Here is a 17,552-nt window from a genome sequence, read left to right as displayed (position 1 = left end):
GTGGTGAGGAGAAAGGCGTTCGTAACAGAAGTGGCGGAAGATCACAGGAGTCGAACCTGCCCAGGACCGCTGGCGGCCCTAACCGGATTTGAAATCCGGCCGCCTCACCGGAGACGACGATCTTCCTTTTACGTTGCCGCAGGAGTATAGCGGCAAAAGCGGGGGAATTCTTGATCTTAGCCAGTCGTCACAACACATTTTCGCCGTGAAGTTGCCGATACTCCTTTGGCGTATTGGCATAACTCTTTTTAAACACCGAATAGAAGTATTGCAGCGAAGGATAACCGCACATTTGCGAGATCTCATTGATGCTCATTGAAGAACACGCCAGCAACTCGCGCGCTTTCTCCAGTTTTTCCCGATGGATCATGGCGTGGATGGTATCGCCGGTTTCGTCGCGGAAGCGTTTTTCCAGGTTAGAGCGTGAAATACCGATGGCGTCGAGAACCTGCTCAACCTTGATGCCTTTACAGGCGTTAAAACGGATGTAATGCATCGCCTGAATGACGGCGGGATCGTGTAAGGAGCGGTAATCGGTGGAGCGACGCGCAATCACTTTCACCGGCGGCACCAGAATGCGTTGCAGTTCCAAAGAGTGCTTATCCAGCAGGCGATGCAGCAGTTTTGCTGCCTGATAACCCATCTGGCGCGATCCCTGCGCGACCGATGAGAGCGCCACGCGCGATAGATAACGCGTCAACTCTTCGTTGTCGATGCCAATTACGGTGAGCTTTTCCGGCACTGGAATTTTCAGGTATTCACAGGCCTGCAGAAGGTGTCGTGCACGGGCATCGGTGACGGCGATGATGCCGGTTTGTGGTGGCAGCGTTTGCAGCCAGTCTGCCAAACGGTTTTGTGCGTGCTGCCAATTTTCCGGTGCCGTTTCCATTCCCTGATAAACCACCCCCTGATAGCGCTCGCGCGATACCAGCTGGCGAAAAGCATATTCACGCTCCTGTGCCCAGCGTTTGCCGCTGGCGGTGGGCAGGCCATAAAAGGCGAAGCGGTTAATGCCTTTTTCTTTTAAATGTAAGAAGGCACTCTCCACCAGCGCGGCATTATCAGTGGCGATATAATGAACGGGCGGATAGTCCTGTTGCTGATGATAAGATCCTCCAACACCCACAATCGGTACCGACACATTCGCCAGCAATTTTTCAATGGAAGGATCGTCGTAATCGGCGATTACGCCATCGCCCAGCCATTCGCGAATGTTGTCGATACGGCAGCGAAAATCCTCTTCTATAAAGATGTCCCAGTCCGTCTGCGACGCCTGTAAATATTCACCAACACCTTCAACCACTTGGCGGTCATAAACCTTGTTGGCGTTGAACAGCAACGTAATGCGAAAACGTTTCTCATGCATAATGGCGCCCCTCCTAAACTCGCTGCACCTTGCATAGCACGGCGCAGCCGATGGCAGAAAGAATTTGCGCCACATTGTGATCGCTCACGCGATTACATCCGGCGTCGCGTCGCGGTGTCCATCCATACCGCGAGCAGCAGAATCGCGCCCTTAACGATGTACTGCCAGAAGGTCGGGACATCCATCATGCTCATGCCGTTATCAAGTGAAGCCATGATAAAGGCGCCTATTACCGCGCCGGCCACAGATCCCACCCCGCCCGCGAGGCTGGTGCCGCCGATGACACAGGCGGCGATGGCATCCAGTTCAGCTATGTTGCCCGCTGAAGGCGAACCCGCACCCAGGCGTGAACTCAAAATCAAACCAGCAATCGCCACCATAACGCCATTGATCGCGAAAACAGCCAGCTTGGTGCGGGCCACATTGATTCCGGAGAGACGCGCGGCATCAAGATTGCCGCCTATGGCATAGATCCGGCGACCAAATGCAGTACGGGTTGCCATAAACATTCCGCCCAGCAATAGCAGGGCTAATAACAGTACGGGCGTAGGTACGCCGCGATAATCGTTCAGCAGCCAGATCGCGCCCAGCACCAAAATGGCGGTAATGGCCTGCCGTACCAGCGCACCACTGACTGAGGCCTGCGTCAGGCCCAGCTTTTGACGGCGCAGACGTAAACGCCATTGCCAGAGAATAAATAACGCAAGACCCGCAAAGCCGAATCCGAAACCAATACCGCCAGGCAGATAGCTTTGCCCAATTTGTGACATGGCTGGGCTGGTCGGCGCAACCGTTGTGCCGTCGGTGATGCCCACCAGAATGCCACGAAACGCCAGCATCCCCGCCAGCGTGACGATAAAGGAAGGCACTTTGCGATAGGCTACCCACCAGCCGTTCCAGGTGCCAAGTAGCAACCCCATTACCAGCGTTACGACAATAGTCAGTGGCAGAGGCCAACCGAGCCAGACGTCAAAAATGGCTGCTGCACCGCCGAGCAAACCCATCATTGATCCGACCGAGAGATCGATTTCTGCGGAGATAATGACAAACACCATGCCGACCGCAAGAATGCCGGTAATGGCAGTCTGGCGCAGCAGATTGGAAACATTCCGGGCGCTGAGCCACGCCCCGTCGGTGGTCCAGGTAAAGAACAGAGCAATCAGCACAATCGCACCCAGCATCACCAGTACCTGTAGATCAGGCAGTGCGAATCTCCCCGGCGCGCCTTTACCGGGTGTAGTGAGGCCGCGTTGTGTACTTTCGGTCTTAAGCATAATGTTCACTCCGCAGGGCGGCTTCCATCACCTGCTCCTGAGTCAGGTTATCGTTAATCAGATCGGCTTTGATTTGTCCTTCATGCATCACCAAAACCCGATCGCTCAGCCCCAGCACCTCGGGCAACTCCGAAGAAATAACAATCACGGCAATCCCTTGCTGCACCAGCGCATTGATCAGCAGATAGATCTCCTGGCGTGCGCCGACATCAATGCCGCGCGTTGGCTCATCAAGAATTAAAATCTGCGGATTGAGCAGCAGGCATTTGGCGAGAATTGCCTTCTGTTGGTTCCCGCCGCTCAGGCGACCAATCGGCAGCTCCGGCGACGAGGTTTTCACCCGCAGGCGCGTAATGGCCTGATTGATCGCTTGCTGCTCCTGCGCTTCGTCCAGGATGGAAAGTCGTGGTGTGAATTGTTCCAGGGCGGCAAGGGTGATGTTTTTACCCACGCCCATTAGTGAAACAATCCCATCCTTTTTACGATCTTCGGGCACCATCGCAATGCCATGGGCAATGGCGCTGCGGCAGTCGCGGATGTGGGCCTTCTTCCCGTTGATAAAGATGTCTCCCTGCCAGCGGCCCGGCCAAACGCCAAATAAGCACTGCACGGTTTCTGTTCGGCCCGCACCCACCAGACCGGCGATGCCAAGGATTTCGCCACGTTTCAGGCTGAAAGAGACATTATTTACCCTTCGAACATGACGGTTGATGGGATGCCAGGCGGTGAGATTCTCAACCTGCAACACGGTGTCACCCATTTCATGTGGAGTGTGGGGATAGAGTGCAGTTAATTCTCGGCCCACCATCATGGTAATAATGTCATCCTCGCTCAGGCCAGCGGCAGGACGGGTGGCGATATGCTGGCCATCGCGGATTACGCAGATGGTGTCTGAAATCGCCTTCACTTCGTTGAGCTTGTGCGAGATGTAAATACAGGCGATGCCATGTTCGCGCAGGTTCTGGATGATGCTAAGGAGAACCCCGGTTTCCTGTTCCGTGAGCGAAGAGGTTGGTTCATCGAGAATCAACAGGCGCACCTGTTTATTCAGGGCGCGCGCAATCTCCACCAGCTGCTGTTGGCCTAATCCCAGTTCGCCGACGCGCGTGTCAGGTGAGACATGGAGTTTGACTCGCTCCAGCAACTGCTGGCAGCGCAACGTCATGATTTCATCATCCACCATGCCAAAGCGGCTCAGCTCCGCACCGAGGAAAATATTCTCCATGACCGTCAGTTGTCGCACCAGCGCCAGCTCTTGATGAATAATCACAATCCCTTTGCGCTCGGTATCACGAATGGTCTGCGCCTGGATTTCATCACCTGCAAACTGGATAGTGCCGTCGAAGTCACCGTGTGGATAAAGCCCGCACAGGATCTTCATCAGTGTCGATTTTCCTGAGCCGTTTTCACCGCACAGTGACATCACTTCACCCGCTTCCAGCCGCAAGCTAACGTCATCCAGTGCTTTCACCGTGCCGAAACGCTTTGTGATATGGTTCATTTCCAGCAACATCGACATCTCTCCTTCACCGGCTCACTTTTTAAAGTTCGCTCTGCTTGTGGAAGCCATCTTTAACAACTGTGCTTTCAATATTGTCTTTGTTTACGGAGATCGGTTTCAGCAGACGTGATGGCACATCTTTAAGGCCATTATTGAGTTTGCCGTTGCTGGTCGGCTGTTGATTGTCACCCAGTTGCACGGCGATTTTGGCTGCTTCGGTGGCAAGCTCTGTGATGGGTTTATAAACCGTCATGGTTTGTGTGCCGTTCATAATGCGTTTGATAGCGGCAAGATCGGCATCCTGCCCGGAGATGGCAACTTTGCCCGAAAGCCCCTGCGCACTAAGCGCCTGAATCGCCCCCCCGGCGGTGGCATCATTCGAGGCCACAACGGCATCAATATGGTTACCGTTAGCGGTTAACGCATTTTCCATAATTTTCAGGGCATTTTCCGGCAGCCAGGCATCAACCCACTGATCGCCCACCACTTTAATACTGCCATTATCAATATAAGGTTTTAACACTTTCATCTGACCTGCGCGGAACAGGCGAGCATTATTATCAACGGGCGAACCCCCCATTAGAAAATAATTCCCTTTTGGTACCTGTTTCACAATGCTTTCAGCCTGCAATTCGCCAACCTTTTCATTATCAAAAGAGATATAAAAATCAATGTCAGCGTTATTAATCATGCGGTCATAGGCCAGAACTTTAATACCTTCACGTTTCGCTTCTGCCACGACATTACTTAAAACCTGGCCGTTATAAGGGATGATGACTAACACATCGACGCCGCGATTTATCATATTCTCAATTTGCGACATCTGGGTTTCTTCATTGCCGTTTGCCGATTGCACAAACACTTTGGCACCCATAGATTCAGCTTGTTTAACAAAGATATCGCGGTCTTTCTGCCAACGCTCCAGGCGTAAATCATCAATGGCCATACCGATTTTTACTTCTTTAGCACTACCAGCATGACTAAACAGAGCCAGTGCTGCGCAGGCGGCTAACAGTGAATGTTTTATCTTCATGGTGTTCATCCTGTAGGTTGAGGCTATTGTCGTTGTAAGGAAAAACCAGGCCGATGAATTGTTGCGCTGAGTTTCTGACAACATCAATTACTGATTTTTATCTGGCCATTACGTTTTTTGGTTTATTTGCGATTTTATGAGCGCGATCGGGATTTAATTGTTTTCAGAAAAAGGAATGGTGTGGAGAAGATGAAAGGGGATAATGAAAATAACAACATTGTTTTGCGAGCTGGCGCACAAATAATAATTATCTCACTGCGAGTGTTAAATATCGTAATTGAGAAGCAGTAAATTACATTATCACAATGAAGGCTCAAAGCTGACCATTCGGGTCCTCATGCTAAGGAGCTTTATATGCACGCCTATTTCGACCAGCTTGACCGCGTTCGTTATGAAGGGACCGCAACGCATAATCCGCTGGCGTTCCGCCATTACAACCCAGAAGAAGTGATCCTGGGGAAAACCATGGCTGAGCATCTGCGTTTTGCGGCCTGTTACTGGCACACTTTCTGCTGGAATGGCGCGGATATGTTTGGCGTTGGTGCATTTGATCGCCCCTGGCAGAAGCAGGGCGATGCGCTCACGCTGGCGCAGCAAAAGGCGGATGTCGCTTTTGAATTTTTCCAGAAGCTGAACGTACCCTATTACTGCTTCCATGATGTAGATGTCTCTCCGGAAGGCGACTCGCTGCAACGCTATCGAGAGAACTTTGCCGTCATGACGGATAAGTTGCTGCAAAAGCAGCAGGAAACCGGCGTGAAGTTGCTGTGGGGAACCGCAAACTGCTTCACTCATCCGCGCTACGGCGCCGGGGCAGCCACCAATCCGGATCCGGAAATTTTTGCCTGGGCGGCGACTCAGGTGTGCAGTGCGATGCAGGCGACACAAACCCTTGGCGGCGAAAATTATGTGTTATGGGGCGGCCGCGAAGGTTATGAAACCTTGCTGAATACCGACCTGCGCCAGGAGCGCGAGCAGATTGGCCGGTTTATGCAGATGGTGGTGGAACATAAGCACAAAATCGGTTTCAACGGCATGTTGCTGATTGAGCCGAAGCCACAGGAGCCTACAAAACATCAGTATGATTATGATGTGGCGACGGTTTATGGCTTCCTGAAGCAGTTTGGGCTGGAGAAAGAGATTAAGGTGAATGTGGAGGCTAACCACGCCACGCTGGCGGGCCACTCGTTCCACCACGAAATTGCTACCGCTATCGCGCTCGGTATTTTTGGTTCGGTAGATGCAAACCGCGGTGATGCTCAGTGCGGCTGGGACACCGACCAATTCCCCATCAGCGTCGAAGAGAACGCTCTGGTGTTGTACGAAATTATCAAAGCGGGCGGATTTACCACCGGCGGCTTAAACTTTGATGCCAAAGTGCGGCGTCAGAGCACGGATAAATATGATCTGTTCTATGGCCATATCGGGGCGATGGATACGATGGCGCTGGCATTAAAAGTTGCGGCACGCATGGTAGCGGATGGCGAGCTGGATAAGCGCGTAGCACAGCGTTATAGCGGCTGGAACGGGGAGTTTGGTCAGCAGATTCTGAAAGGAGAGTTCTCACTTGCAGCGCTGGCAGAGCAAGCAGAACAACAGCAGTTCAATCCACAACATCGCAGTGGCCGTCAGGAACAGCTGGAAAACCTGGTGAATCACTATCTGTTTGATTTTTAAATTTTCAGGAGCGCAGCATGGTTATCGGCATCGATTTGGGCACCTCCGGCGTGAAAGTGGTGTTGCTGGATGCAGTCGGCAAGGTGATTGCCGTGGCGAGTGCGCCGCTGGAGATCTCACGCCCGCAGCCGCTGTGGAGCGAACAGGATCCGGAAAGCTGGTGGCAGGCGACAGATAAAGCCATGCAGACGCTGGGGCAGCAGCACGATCTCAGCGGCGTTAAGGCGATAGGTCTAAGCGGCCAGATGCACGGTGCTACCTTGCTGGATAGCGATAACCAGGTGCTGCGCCCGGCGATTTTATGGAATGACGGGCGCAGCGGCGAGCAGTGCCGCGAGCTGGAGCAGCGCGTGCCGGATACGCGTCACATCACCGGCAATCTGATGATGCCCGGCTTTACCGCGCCCAAGCTGCTGTGGGTGAAACAGCATGAGCCGCAGCTGTTTGCGCAGGTGGCTAAGGTGCTGCTGCCGAAAGATTATCTGCGCTGGCGTATGAGCGGTGACTTCGCCAGCGATATGTCGGATGCGGCGGGAACCCTATGGCTGGATGTGGCACAGCGTGACTGGAGCGATGTGATGCTCAACGCCTGTGATTTGCAGCGCAGCCAGATGCCGCAGCTGTTTGAGGGCAATCAGATCACCGGCAGCTTATTGCCGGATGTTGCCACGCGCTGGGGTATGCAAGCCGTACCGCTGGTGGCGGGCGGTGGCGATAATGCGGCGGGCGCCGTGGGTGTTGGTATGGTCGAGCCGGGACAAGGCATGCTTTCACTTGGCACATCCGGTGTTTATTTCGTAGTGAGCGACGGCTATCTCAGCAATCCAGCGCGTGCCGTGCACAGCTTCTGCCATGCGCTGCCACAGCGCTGGCATTTGATGTCAGTAATGTTAAGCGCTGCGTCCTGCCTCGATTGGGCGGCGGCGCTGACCGGCTGCGAGAGTGTGCCGCAGCTGCTGGCCGAAGCAGAAACCGCGCGCAGCGATGCCTCGCCGCTGTGGTTCCTGCCGTATCTCTCTGGTGAGCGGACGCCGCACAACAATCCGCAGGCGCAGGGCGCATTCTTTGGTTTAACGCATCAACATGGCCGACCGGAGCTGGCGCGCGCGGTGCTGGAAGGCGTGGGTTTTGCATTGGCTGAAGGCATGGATGCGGTGCACGAGTGTGGTGTGCAGCCAAAAACCGTGATGCTGATTGGCGGCGGCGCGCGCAGTGCATACTGGCGGCAGATGTTGGCCGATATTAGCGGGCTGACGCTGGATTATTGTCACGGCGGCGAAGTCGGTCCGGCGCTGGGTGCGGCGAGATTAGCGCAGCTGGCGATTGATGCAGATAGCGAATGGCCGTCGCTGGCGTTGGCGCAGCGGCATCAGCCCGATGCGGCGCGTCATCAGGCCTATCAGCCGCAGCGCGACAAGTTTGCGCGCTTGTATCAGCAGTTAAAGCCGTTGATGTCTTAATGATGGCTGGATTTGGCAGGTGCTGGAAATTTTTATTAGATATGATAAGTGAGTAATGTCAGATGGTGTGGCCTGATTTGGTCGCCATGAATGGCGACCCTACGCTGTAGGGGCGGCATTTATGCTGCCCTGGCTGAAGACCTCACCCCTAACCCGGAGCCCATCATGCCACAACACGTCTTCTTCCTTGTCCTTCCCGGCGTGATGGCGCTGGATCTCACCGGCCCGGCGGAAACCCTGCAGCTGGCCGACGGTCACTTCGCGCTGCACTACGTCGGCCCGCAGCCCAGCGTGCTGTGCTCCACCGGCATGACCATCGCAGACGTTGCGCCGCTACCGGCACAGCTTCCTGAAAACAGCCTGCTGGTGGTGCCAGGCGTCTATGATTCACGCGTATGGTTTGATACCGCACCGGCGGCGCTGGCGCGTGACTGGCTGCGTCAGCAGCAAGCGGACATTGATGCTAAGCGCATCACATTGATCTGTATCTGTTCCGGTGCTTTGCTCTCGGCTCAGGCGGGATTGCTGGATGGCGTGCAATGCACCACCCATCATGATGTTCTGCCACGTTTGAAAGCCGCCGCACCCGCTGCATTGGTGAAAGATAACCGCGTGTTCGTGGAAGATGGTGGCATCTGGACCAGCGCTGGCATTACCGCGGGGATCGACCTGGCGCTCCATCTGATCAATCGCTTATGTGGTGCGCAACAGGCGCTGAAGGTGGCGCGCGAAATGGTGGTGTGGTTCCGCCGTTCGGGCGATGATCCGCAACTCTCGCCGTGGCTGCGCTATCGCAACCATCTGCATCCGGCGATTCATCGCGCGCAGGACCTGATGATTGCCCATCCCGAGCGCGACTGGTCGCTTACCGCACTCGCCGAGCGGGCGCACGTCAGCGAGCGTCATCTCACGCGGCTGTTCCGTCAGCATCTGGGGATCAGCGTACGTGAGTATCATGAGCAGCTGCGTTTGGTGATTGCACGTCAACGTCAGCAGCAGGGCGAAGCGGCGGAAAAAGCGGCGCTGGCGGCCGGATTCTCCTCGGCACGCCAGCTGAAGCGAGCGTATCAGCGTTGGGACGATCAGCTCACCAGATGACGTTTATCGATGCGTTTTAACAGCATCGCTAGCAGCAAACTGCCAAGGAGCGTAACGCCCATCACCCAAGGTAAATCGAGCCACGGCCGCGACATGTCGTCGTAATGATGGGTGCGCAGATAATGGATAAACAGCGCGTGGAAACCATAAATCGGCAGTGAATAGCGCGAGATCGTCGCCAGCCCCGGCAGGGCGCGCTGATTCAACCTATTTTTGAACACTATCAGTAGGCTAATTGCAGCAATAAACACCAGCGGTCCGCAGTAGAGATACCATGTATCATTGAACGCGCCGTTGATTTTCAGCATCTGTTTAGTGCCGAGTGCAATGCCAATCACGCAGGCGATAAAGCCTAATCCAGCCAGCCAGCTAATGCCGCGCTTATCCGTCTCCATACAGCCAATCGCGCGACCGAGCAGCGCATACAGCAGGTAATAAATGCTGTCGCCGCTGACATAAAGATTCACCGGCAGCCAGTGGAATGGCCCCAGCGACTGGCTCACGGTATTGGGATTCGCCAGTACCGCCAACACGATGACCAACATGGCCACGTAACGCGGCGCCACACTTTTCACCTGAATCAACGGTGAAAGCAGATAGATGCCGATAATGGCGAAGAAGAACCACAGGTGATAGAAGACCGGTTTTTGCAGCAGTTTGAGCAGCGATCGTCCTTCACTGATCGGCGTTAGCCAGGTGATATATGCCAGCGCCACCGCGCTGTAAAACAGCAGGCACAGCACGATGCGCAGCAGATGCCGCCCCTGCGCGCTGCGTTCGCCGAAGAACAGATAGCCTGAGATCATAAAGAATAGCGGAACGCAGACGCGCGACGCCGAGTTAAGCAGGTTCGCCACATCCCAGCTGGTGCCGGTTACCGCCATGGGCCCGGTGATGTACCAGGTGGTGGTGTGGATGACGATCACCATCAGGCAGGCCACCGCGCGTAAGTTATCGATCCAGTAGATTTTTTGCTGCATGGCGTCCTCTTGCATTCACTGCGAAGAAGGGTAGCCAGTGGGTGGCACGCCAACAACCCTTCTGGCTGCAATTCAGATCACTCTGTATCAATAACCTGCGCGCTATGGCGACGAAATTGGCGCTGGATTTCCGGCTGCACAATCTGCGGTCAAAGGGTATACTGGCGCACTCTTTTTTTAACCGATCCGTATCGCGTGCGAATTCAACATGCAAAAGTTTGATACCAAGACCTTTCAGGGCCTGATCCTGACCTTGCAGGATTACTGGGCGCGTCAAGGCTGCACCATCGTCCAACCGTTGGACATGGAAGTGGGCGCCGGCACCTCTCACCCGATGACTTGCCTGCGTGCCTTAGGCCCAGAGCCGATGGCCACCGCCTACGTGCAGCCATCGCGTCGTCCAACTGACGGACGCTACGGTGAAAACCCGAACCGTTTGCAGCACTATTACCAGTTCCAGGTGGTGATTAAGCCCAACCCGGACAATCTTCAGGAGCTGTACCTTGGGTCGCTGAAAGAGCTGGGTATGGATCCGACCATTCACGATATTCGCTTTGTCGAAGATAACTGGGAAAACCCAACGCTCGGTGCGTGGGGACTCGGTTGGGAAGTGTGGCTGAACGGCATGGAAGTGACGCAGTTTACGTACTTCCAGCAGGTGGGCGGCCTTGAGTGTAAGCCGGTGACCGGCGAGATCACTTACGGCTTAGAGCGCCTGGCTATGTACATCCAGGGCGTAGACAGCGTTTACGATCTGGTGTGGAGCGATGGTCCGTTCGGCAAAACCACTTACGGCGAAGTGTTCCATCAGAACGAAGTGGAGCAGTCGACCTACAACTTCGAATACGCTGACGTCGACTTCCTTTTCACCTGCTTCGAGCAGTATGAGAAAGAAGCGCAGCAGCTGCTGGCGCTGGAAAAACCGCTGCCGCTGCCTGCCTACGAGCGCATTCTGAAAGCGGCACACAGCTTTAACCTGCTGGACGCCCGCAAGGCGATTTCAGTCACCGAACGCCAGCGCTATATCCTGCGTATCCGCACCCTGACGAAAGCCGTGGCGGAAGCCTATTACGCGTCCCGCGAGGCGCTTGGCTTCCCAATGTGCAATAAAAACAAGTAAGAGGCAGCCATGACCGATAAAACTTTCCTGGTGGAAATTGGCACCGAAGAGTTGCCTCCGAAAGCGCTGCGCAGCCTGGCAGAAGCCTTTGCTGCGCACTTCACCGCTGAACTTGATAGCGCCGGTCTGGCGCATGGCGAAGTGAGCTGGTTTGCCGCGCCGCGCCGTCTGGCGCTGAAAGTGGCTACCCTTGCCGCCGCGCAGCCGGATCGCGAAGTTGAAAAACGTGGCCCGGCTATCGCCGCTGCGTTTGATGCCGACGGCAAGGCGACCAAAGCGGCCGAAGGCTGGGCGCGTGGCAACGGCATCACCGTTGATCAGGCTGAGCGCCTGAGCACCGATAAAGGCGAATGGCTGGTGCATCGCGCAGCGATCACTGGCGAAAGCGCGCAGGCGCTGCTGCCCGCGATGGTCGCGACTGCGCTGAGCAAGCTGCCGATTCCTAAGCTAATGCGCTGGGGTGCGAGCGATGTGCAGTTTGTGCGTCCGGTACACACCGTTACGCTGCTGCTCGGCGATGAGTTGATTCCCGCGAAGATTCTCGGTATTGAGTCCGATCGCGTGATTCGCGGTCATCGCTTTATGGGCGAGCCAGAGTTCACTATCGATAATGCCGATCAATATCCGCAGCTGCTGCTGGAGCGTGGCAACGTTGTCGCTGATTACGCCGCGCGTAAAGCCAAAATCAAAGCGGATGCTGAAGCGGCAGCGCAGAAAATTGGCGGCATCGCCGATCTGAGCGAAAGCCTGCTGGAAGAAGTGACCTCGCTGGTGGAATGGCCGGTGGTGCTGACGGCGAAGTTCGAAGAGAAGTTCCTCGCGGTACCGGCTGAAGCGCTGGTGTACACCATGAAAGGTGACCAGAAGTACTTCCCGGTGTACGACGCGGCGGGCAAACTGCTGCCGAATTTCATCTTCGTCACCAACATCGAATCCAAAGATCCGCAGCAGATCATCTCCGGTAACGAGAAGGTAGTGCGCCCGCGTCTGGCGGATGCGGAATTCTTCTTCAATACTGACCGCAAACAGCGTCTGGAAGATAACCTGCCGCGTCTGGAAACGGTCCTGTTCCAGAAAGAGCTGGGTACGTTGCGCGATAAAACTGACCGCATTCAGGCGCTGGCTGGCTGGATTGCGGCGCAGATTGGCGCCGATGTCAATCACGCGACCCGCGCCGGCTTGCTGTCGAAATGTGACCTGATGACCAACATGGTCTTCGAGTTCACCGATACGCAGGGCGTGATGGGCATGCACTACGCGCGCCACGATGGCGAAGCGGAAGATGTGGCCGTGGCCCTGAACGAGCAGTATCAGCCGCGCTTTGCCGGTGACGATCTGCCGTCGAATCCTGTCGCCTGTGCCGTAGCGATTGCTGACAAGATGGATACCCTCGCGGGCATCTTCGGTATTGGTCAGCATCCTAAAGGCGATAAAGACCCGTTCGCACTGCGTCGCGCGGCACTGGGCGTGCTGCGCATCATCGTTGAGAAAAACCTGCCGCTCGATCTGCAAACGCTAACCGAAGAAGCGGTGCGTCTGTACGGTAGCAAGCTGAGCAACGCGAAAGTGGTCGATGAAGTGATCGACTTTATGCTGGGTCGCTTCCGTACCTGGTATCAGGAAGAGGGCCACAGCGTTGACACCATTCAGGCGGTGCTGGCGCGTCGTCCAACTCGTCCGGCAGACTTCGATGCGCGCATGAAGGCGGTTTCGCATTTCCGTACGCTGGAAGCCGCAGCCACGCTGGCCGCGGCCAACAAGCGCGTGTCGAATATCCTGGCGAAATCGACCGAAACCCTGAATGACAGCGTGCAGGCTTCCCTGCTGAAAGAGAACGAAGAGATCCAGCTGGCGACCTTCGTGACCGCGCTGGGCGATAAGCTGCAGCCGTTCTTTGCAGAGGGTCGCTATCAGGATGCGCTGGTGGAACTGGCACAACTGCGTGAAGCGGTGGACAACTTCTTCGATAAAGTGATGGTTAACGCTGACGATCAGGCGGTGCGTATTAACCGTCTGACGCTGCTGGCACAGCTGCGTCAGCTGTTCCTGCAGGTAGCGGATATTTCGCTGTTGCAGTAATTGGCTTGGTCGCCATAAATGGCGACCCTACGCTGTAGGGGCCGGATAAATCGGAAGGGACGAGAAATCGTCCCTTGTTGTTTTAAAATTCGGCGCTGATTTCCTGCGAGTGGTGCAAGATGCGGCCGATAAAGATTTCATCCACTTCAGCGCGATAGATCACAACATGCTGTCCGAGAGGCAGCGAATATATCTGCTTACCTAAATCTGGTCGTTTGCGACCTAAATCAAACATGGCGAGTTTGTCGAAGAGCTGAGCAAATCTGGAGCTATAATCATCAGCTAACTGCTCGCCATAATTCCAGTATCCATAAATCCAGATCTTCATCAGATCCGCATCAGCTTCCGGTTTTATCGTGATGGTCCTTTTCATAAATGCCTACCCTGGCTTTTGCACGTCTTAGAAAATCTTCATGATCCCACTCTTTTCCTGGGCCGCTTTCGAAACCCTCTCTGACTAACTCTCTGAGCTTCTCCAGCTTCGATTCCGCCTGTTTCTCACGCAGCAAACGCAGCGAGTCGCGTACCACTTCGCTTTGCGTACGGTAGTCGCCGGACTCAACCAGAGATTCAACAAACTCGCGCAGTTCATCGCCTAAATCGATCGTCATGGTACGTGCCATTATCGTTATCCACTGTAAGAGTATTTCTTACATTCTGGCACTTTTTTGCGCAACGGGGAATGCGCGTTGCAGCGCGGTTACAGATAAAACTGCGAGGCAACGCGAAAGATTTTAAGCAGAAGAGGTGGGGAACAGGCGTGCGTCGCGCAGCAGATGATCGTTGCCACGACGGCGGGTGAAGCCGCTGCGGTCAAAGAATTCCAGAATCTGCACCGCCACTTTACGCCCGGTACCGAGCTGGTTGCGGAAATCGGCGGCGCTGGTGCTGCCACCTTGCGCGGCGCGCTGGCGAATCAGATCGGCGAAGATCTGGATCTGGTCGCTGCGATAGTAGCGATCGCGCACGATCGCTGTAATGTGCCCGAGGCGGGCAGCGGTCAGCAGCAGCGAGCGAATGGTCTGCTCATCCTGCTGTAACGTCAGCGCGATATCGCGTACCCATAGCGGCTGGTCGCTAAACAGCGGGCCAACCTGCCGCCACACTATTTCTTCCTGCGGGTTAAAGCGCGGTTCGAAATCAGGCAGATGGAGCCAGCCCTGTCGCTGTTGCAGCTGACCTTGTGCCAGCAGTTGCTCAATCAGCGCGAAGACCCATGCGGCCGGTTGATGCGACATTGCTACCCGGCGCAGACGATCCTGCCCGATGCCCGGCACTTCCGGATGCTGCTGATGAAAATGCGCCAACGCCTCCAGCAGCGTCTGTTGCCAGTTGGCTGCTTGTGCGGCACTCATCAGCGCGTTACCGAGCTGAACCGGTGCGACATTTTCCATCAGGGCGTCCAGCGCGGGCGGCGTAAGCTGCCGCGCCCAGGCCAATTCAGCTGATTCGCGGGGTTGATACGTCAGATGCGCGCGCAGGTTGGCGTCATCGCCTTCTGATGCGGCCAGTTGTTGCAGCCAGGCAAGGTAATCCGCCTGACGTTTCCCGCGCTTTTTGCTGTTAAGCAGCAGCACGCGCGCGCCGCCCAACGTTTGCTGGGCGTTGCTGTCGCGGATAATCAGCCGATCGTTCTCTGCCAGCCAGAGCGGTTCATTCAGCACTATTTCTGCCAGATTATCGGCCAGGAGCATAATGCGTCCGGTAACGCGGCTGGCGGCATGATGGACATGAATGGGCTGCGAGGTGCTTTTTGGTGGCTGCAGCAAGCGCAGCGCCACGGTTAAACGCGTGGTGCCTTGCGGTTGTGGTTCTGCCAGCAGCCAGTCGCCGCGGGCGATCTGCGCTTTTTCCACATCGCCAACGATATTCAGCGCGATGCGCTCACCGGCCTGCGCCCGCGTCACCGATTGGTTTTGCGCATGCAGCGCGCGCACGCGCAGTGGCACATTCAGGCTGCTGAGCCACAGCGTGTCGCCGACGTTGATCTCCCCCGACAGTGCGGTGCCGGTGACCACCAAACCGGTGCCTTTTAAGGTAAAGGCGCGATCGATGGCGAGACGAAAACGGTAGCGAGTGTCGAACGCCGGCTCCTGCAGGGTGCTGAGATGCCGCCGCAGCGCATCGATGCCGTGCTGCGTGTGGCTGCTGGTAACAAATTGTGGCACCGCCAGCCAGCCGAGCTGTTGGGTGAGCTGAGCTACCTGTTGCTGTACTTCGGCGATGCGCGCTTCATCCACGCGATCGGCTTTGGTCAGCGCCACGCTGAGCGGCGGCTGGCCGGCCATGCTGAGCAGTTGCAGATGTTCGCGCGTTTGCGGCATCACGCCATCGTCGCAGGCCACCACCAGCAGCGCATGATGAATGCCGCCAATGCCGGCCAGCATATTAGCGAGGAATTTCTCGTGGCCCGGTACATCAATAAAGCCGAGCACGCGCCCATCCGGCTGCGGCCAGTAGGCGTAGCCGAGATCGATAGTCATACCGCGCCGTTTCTCTTCCGGCAGGCGATCGGCATCGACGCCGGTTAACGCTTGCAACAGTGCGGTTTTGCCGTGATCGACGTGCCCAGCGGTGGCAATAATCATGCGACTAACGCCTGAATCAGGGCGGTTTCATCATCGAGGCAGCGTAAATCCAGCCACAGTTTGCCTTCCTGAATGCGACCAATCACCGGGCGCGCCAGGCTACGCCAGCGTTGCGACAAGTGGTTTAGGTGACTGCCGCGACCATCGCGCGGTGTGAAGGTGATGGCATAACTGGGAATGCGCTCAACCGGCAGCGATCCGCTACCAATTTGTGATGAACACGCCGCGATCGCCAGTGAAAAATCAGCGCTATAACGTTGCGCTAAGGGCGGCAGTACCCGTTCAGCCTGCTGCAGAATATCCTGCGAGCTGCGCGTCAGCAGCCGTAGCGTCGGCAAGACTTCACGCAAGGTTTCTGGCTGACGATACAGTTGCAAGGTCGCTTCCAGCGCGGCGAGCGTCATTTTATCAACGCGCAGAGCACGCTTCAGCGGATGCGATTGCAGCTGCTCAATCAGCGCTTTTTTACCGATGATGATGCCAGCCTGCGGTCCGCCTAACAGCTTGTCGCCAGAGAAACTGACTAAACTGACGCCGGCGGCAATCAGCTGCTGCGGCATCGGCTCGGCGGGTAGGCCAAACCCGGTCATATCTATAAGCGAACCGCTGCCAAGATCGGTAATCACCGGTAATTGATACGCTTCGCCTAACTCAACCAACTCCGCTTCGGTTACCGCATGGGTAAAGCCCTGAATCTGGTAATTACTGGTATGCACCTTCATCAACAGGCCGCTATTTTCTGCGATCGCGGCGCGATAATCCTTCAGGTGAGTACGATTGGTGGTGCCAACTTCAACCAGTGTGCAGCCCGCTTGACGCATTACGTCAGGAATACGGAAAGCGCCGCCAATTTCGACCAGCTCGCCGCGCGAGACTATCACTTCACGCCCCGGCGCTAAGGCCGCCAGCATCAGTAAAACTGCCGCCGCGTTGTTATTGACGATGCATGCCGCTTCGGCGCCGGTTAACTCGCACAGCAGCGCACTGACGGCATTATCGCGATGGCCACGGGCCGCCTCATCCAGCGCGTATTCCAGCGTTACCGGCTGGCGTAAACAGTTAACCACCGCTTCAATGGCGCGATCGCTCAGTTGTGCGCGGCCGAGATTGGTGTGCAGCACCGTGCCGGTGAGATTAAACACCGGGCGTAGCGCACTTTGCTGCTGTCGTGCTGCACGCCGTAATGCTTCCTGCGGCCAGTTGGCGTGCCAGGCGGGCAACGTTTGATGCTGCTGAATGTGTTCACGCGCTTCCTGCTGCATGGCGCGTAGCTGATGGGTGGTAAAGGCGGTACCGGTTTGAGCAAGCAGCGGCTGCAGCGCGGGATCGCGCAGCAGGCTATCGATAGCAGGTAGTTGGCTGTACAGGGTTTTCAT

14 protein-coding genes and 1 tRNA gene are annotated in these 17,552 nt (G+C 56.0%); 5 read left to right on the top strand and 10 right to left on the bottom strand.

Translation table 11 applies throughout. From position 1 onward, the window contains the following. Window positions 1-31 precede the first annotated feature (31 nt). From AAGR08_RS18300 to xylF, 5 genes are all read right to left on the bottom strand, one after another. Window positions 32-126: transfer RNA gene (locus AAGR08_RS18300), tRNA-Sec, on the bottom strand. Between the two features lie 61 nt (window positions 127-187). After that, window positions 188-1,366, bottom strand: coding sequence for a D-xylose utilization transcriptional activator XylR (xylR, locus tag AAGR08_RS18295; protein ID WP_345827574.1), 1,179 nt, complete (start codon window positions 1,364-1,366; stop codon window positions 188-190). 92 nt (window positions 1,367-1,458) lie between these two features. Next, on the bottom strand, window positions 1,459-2,640 hold the full coding sequence (gene xylH / locus AAGR08_RS18290; protein ID WP_345827573.1) for a xylose ABC transporter permease XylH: 1,182 nt from the start codon (window positions 2,638-2,640) through the stop codon (window positions 1,459-1,461). Then, window positions 2,633-4,159, bottom strand: coding sequence for a xylose ABC transporter ATP-binding protein (locus tag AAGR08_RS18285; RefSeq protein ID WP_097095419.1), 1,527 nt, complete (start codon window positions 4,157-4,159; stop codon window positions 2,633-2,635). The genes xylH and AAGR08_RS18285 overlap by 8 nt, the downstream gene beginning before the upstream one ends. Before the next feature lie 22 nt (window positions 4,160-4,181). Next, entirely contained in the window at window positions 4,182-5,174 is a 993-nt protein-coding gene (xylF, locus tag AAGR08_RS18280) for a D-xylose ABC transporter substrate-binding protein (protein WP_345829938.1), read from the bottom strand. 354 nt (window positions 5,175-5,528) lie between these two features. Between xylF and xylA the strand changes: the two genes are divergently transcribed. The 3 genes from xylA to AAGR08_RS18265 all read left to right on the top strand — a co-directional run bounded on the left by xylA (window position 5,529) and on the right by AAGR08_RS18265 (window position 9,409). Then, the gene (gene xylA, locus AAGR08_RS18275) at window positions 5,529-6,851 is read left to right on the top strand and encodes a xylose isomerase (RefSeq protein ID WP_097095417.1); all 1,323 of its coding nucleotides are present in this window, start codon (window positions 5,529-5,531) and stop codon (window positions 6,849-6,851) included. A 17-nt stretch (window positions 6,852-6,868) separates the two neighbouring features. Then, complete coding sequence (gene xylB, locus AAGR08_RS18270) at window positions 6,869-8,311, top strand: xylulokinase (protein ID WP_345827572.1); 1,443 nt, start codon at window positions 6,869-6,871, stop codon at window positions 8,309-8,311. Window positions 8,312-8,476: 165 nt separating this feature from the next. Next, window positions 8,477-9,409 carry a helix-turn-helix domain-containing protein gene (locus AAGR08_RS18265; protein ID WP_097095415.1) on the top strand — a complete coding sequence of 311 codons (933 nt, stop codon included), beginning with the start codon at window positions 8,477-8,479 and terminating at the stop codon, window positions 9,407-9,409. On the opposite strand, the gene AAGR08_RS18260 is transcribed toward AAGR08_RS18265, so the two are convergent. Further along, a complete protein-coding gene (locus AAGR08_RS18260) occupies window positions 9,394-10,389 on the bottom strand; it encodes an acyltransferase (protein WP_097095414.1) in 996 nt (331 codons plus the stop codon). The genes AAGR08_RS18265 and AAGR08_RS18260 overlap by 16 nt on opposite strands. 208 nt (window positions 10,390-10,597) lie before the next feature. Between AAGR08_RS18260 and glyQ the strand changes: the two genes are divergently transcribed. Continuing rightward, window positions 10,598-11,509 (top strand): glycine--tRNA ligase subunit alpha, encoded by a 912-nt coding sequence (gene glyQ, locus AAGR08_RS18255; protein WP_008105242.1) that lies wholly within the window; start codon window positions 10,598-10,600, stop codon window positions 11,507-11,509. 9 nt (window positions 11,510-11,518) lie between these two features. Beyond that, entirely contained in the window at window positions 11,519-13,588 is a 2,070-nt protein-coding gene (glyS, locus tag AAGR08_RS18250) for a glycine--tRNA ligase subunit beta (protein WP_097095413.1), read from the top strand. Between the two features lie 82 nt (window positions 13,589-13,670). Here the strand turns inward: glyS and AAGR08_RS18245 are convergent, their stop codons facing one another. From AAGR08_RS18245 to selA, 4 genes are all read right to left on the bottom strand, one after another. Beyond that, window positions 13,671-13,961: a type II toxin-antitoxin system RelE/ParE family toxin gene (locus AAGR08_RS18245; RefSeq protein WP_097095412.1), complete on the bottom strand. Its 291-nt coding sequence runs from the start codon at window positions 13,959-13,961 to the stop codon at window positions 13,671-13,673. After that, window positions 13,927-14,211, bottom strand: coding sequence for a type II toxin-antitoxin system ParD family antitoxin (locus tag AAGR08_RS18240; protein ID WP_061719305.1), 285 nt, complete (start codon window positions 14,209-14,211; stop codon window positions 13,927-13,929). The genes AAGR08_RS18245 and AAGR08_RS18240 overlap by 35 nt, the downstream gene beginning before the upstream one ends. Window positions 14,212-14,322: 111 nt before the next feature. Next, the gene (gene selB / locus AAGR08_RS18235; RefSeq protein ID WP_345827566.1) at window positions 14,323-16,176 is read right to left on the bottom strand and encodes a selenocysteine-specific translation elongation factor; all 1,854 of its coding nucleotides are present in this window, start codon (window positions 16,174-16,176) and stop codon (window positions 14,323-14,325) included. Further along, a complete protein-coding gene (gene selA / locus AAGR08_RS18230) occupies window positions 16,173-17,552 on the bottom strand; it encodes an L-seryl-tRNA(Sec) selenium transferase (RefSeq protein WP_345827564.1) in 1,380 nt (459 codons plus the stop codon). The genes selB and selA overlap by 4 nt, the downstream gene beginning before the upstream one ends.

The organism is Pantoea sp. BRR-3P, from assembly GCF_039621635.1.
Classification (GTDB): Bacteria; Pseudomonadota; Gammaproteobacteria; order Enterobacterales; family Enterobacteriaceae; genus Pantoea; species Pantoea floridensis.
This window is presented reverse-complemented; position numbering and strand designations above follow the sequence as displayed.

Coding starts and splice junctions, on each gene's coding strand:
- glyS (WP_097095413.1), top strand. CDS start 11,519: ATGACCGATAAAACTTTCCTGGTGGAAATTGGCACCGAAGAGTTGCCT.
- xylH (WP_345827573.1), bottom strand. CDS start 2,640: ATGCTTAAGACCGAAAGTACACAACGCGGCCTCACTACACCCGGTAAA.
- glyQ (WP_008105242.1), top strand. CDS start 10,598: ATGCAAAAGTTTGATACCAAGACCTTTCAGGGCCTGATCCTGACCTTG.
- AAGR08_RS18240 (WP_061719305.1), bottom strand. CDS start 14,211: ATGGCACGTACCATGACGATCGATTTAGGCGATGAACTGCGCGAGTTT.
- AAGR08_RS18260 (WP_097095414.1), bottom strand. CDS start 10,389: ATGCAGCAAAAAATCTACTGGATCGATAACTTACGCGCGGTGGCCTGC.
- xylF (WP_345829938.1), bottom strand. CDS start 5,174: ATGAAGATAAAACATTCACTGTTAGCCGCCTGCGCAGCACTGGCTCTG.
- AAGR08_RS18245 (WP_097095412.1), bottom strand. CDS start 13,961: ATGAAAAGGACCATCACGATAAAACCGGAAGCTGATGCGGATCTGATG.
- xylB (WP_345827572.1), top strand. CDS start 6,869: ATGGTTATCGGCATCGATTTGGGCACCTCCGGCGTGAAAGTGGTGTTG.
- xylR (WP_345827574.1), bottom strand. CDS start 1,366: ATGCATGAGAAACGTTTTCGCATTACGTTGCTGTTCAACGCCAACAAG.
- AAGR08_RS18265 (WP_097095415.1), top strand. CDS start 8,477: ATGCCACAACACGTCTTCTTCCTTGTCCTTCCCGGCGTGATGGCGCTG.
- selA (WP_345827564.1), bottom strand. CDS start 17,552: ATGAAAACCCTGTACAGCCAACTACCTGCTATCGATAGCCTGCTGCGC.
- selB (WP_345827566.1), bottom strand. CDS start 16,176: ATGATTATTGCCACCGCTGGGCACGTCGATCACGGCAAAACCGCACTG.
- AAGR08_RS18285 (WP_097095419.1), bottom strand. CDS start 4,159: ATGTCGATGTTGCTGGAAATGAACCATATCACAAAGCGTTTCGGCACG.
- xylA (WP_097095417.1), top strand. CDS start 5,529: ATGCACGCCTATTTCGACCAGCTTGACCGCGTTCGTTATGAAGGGACC.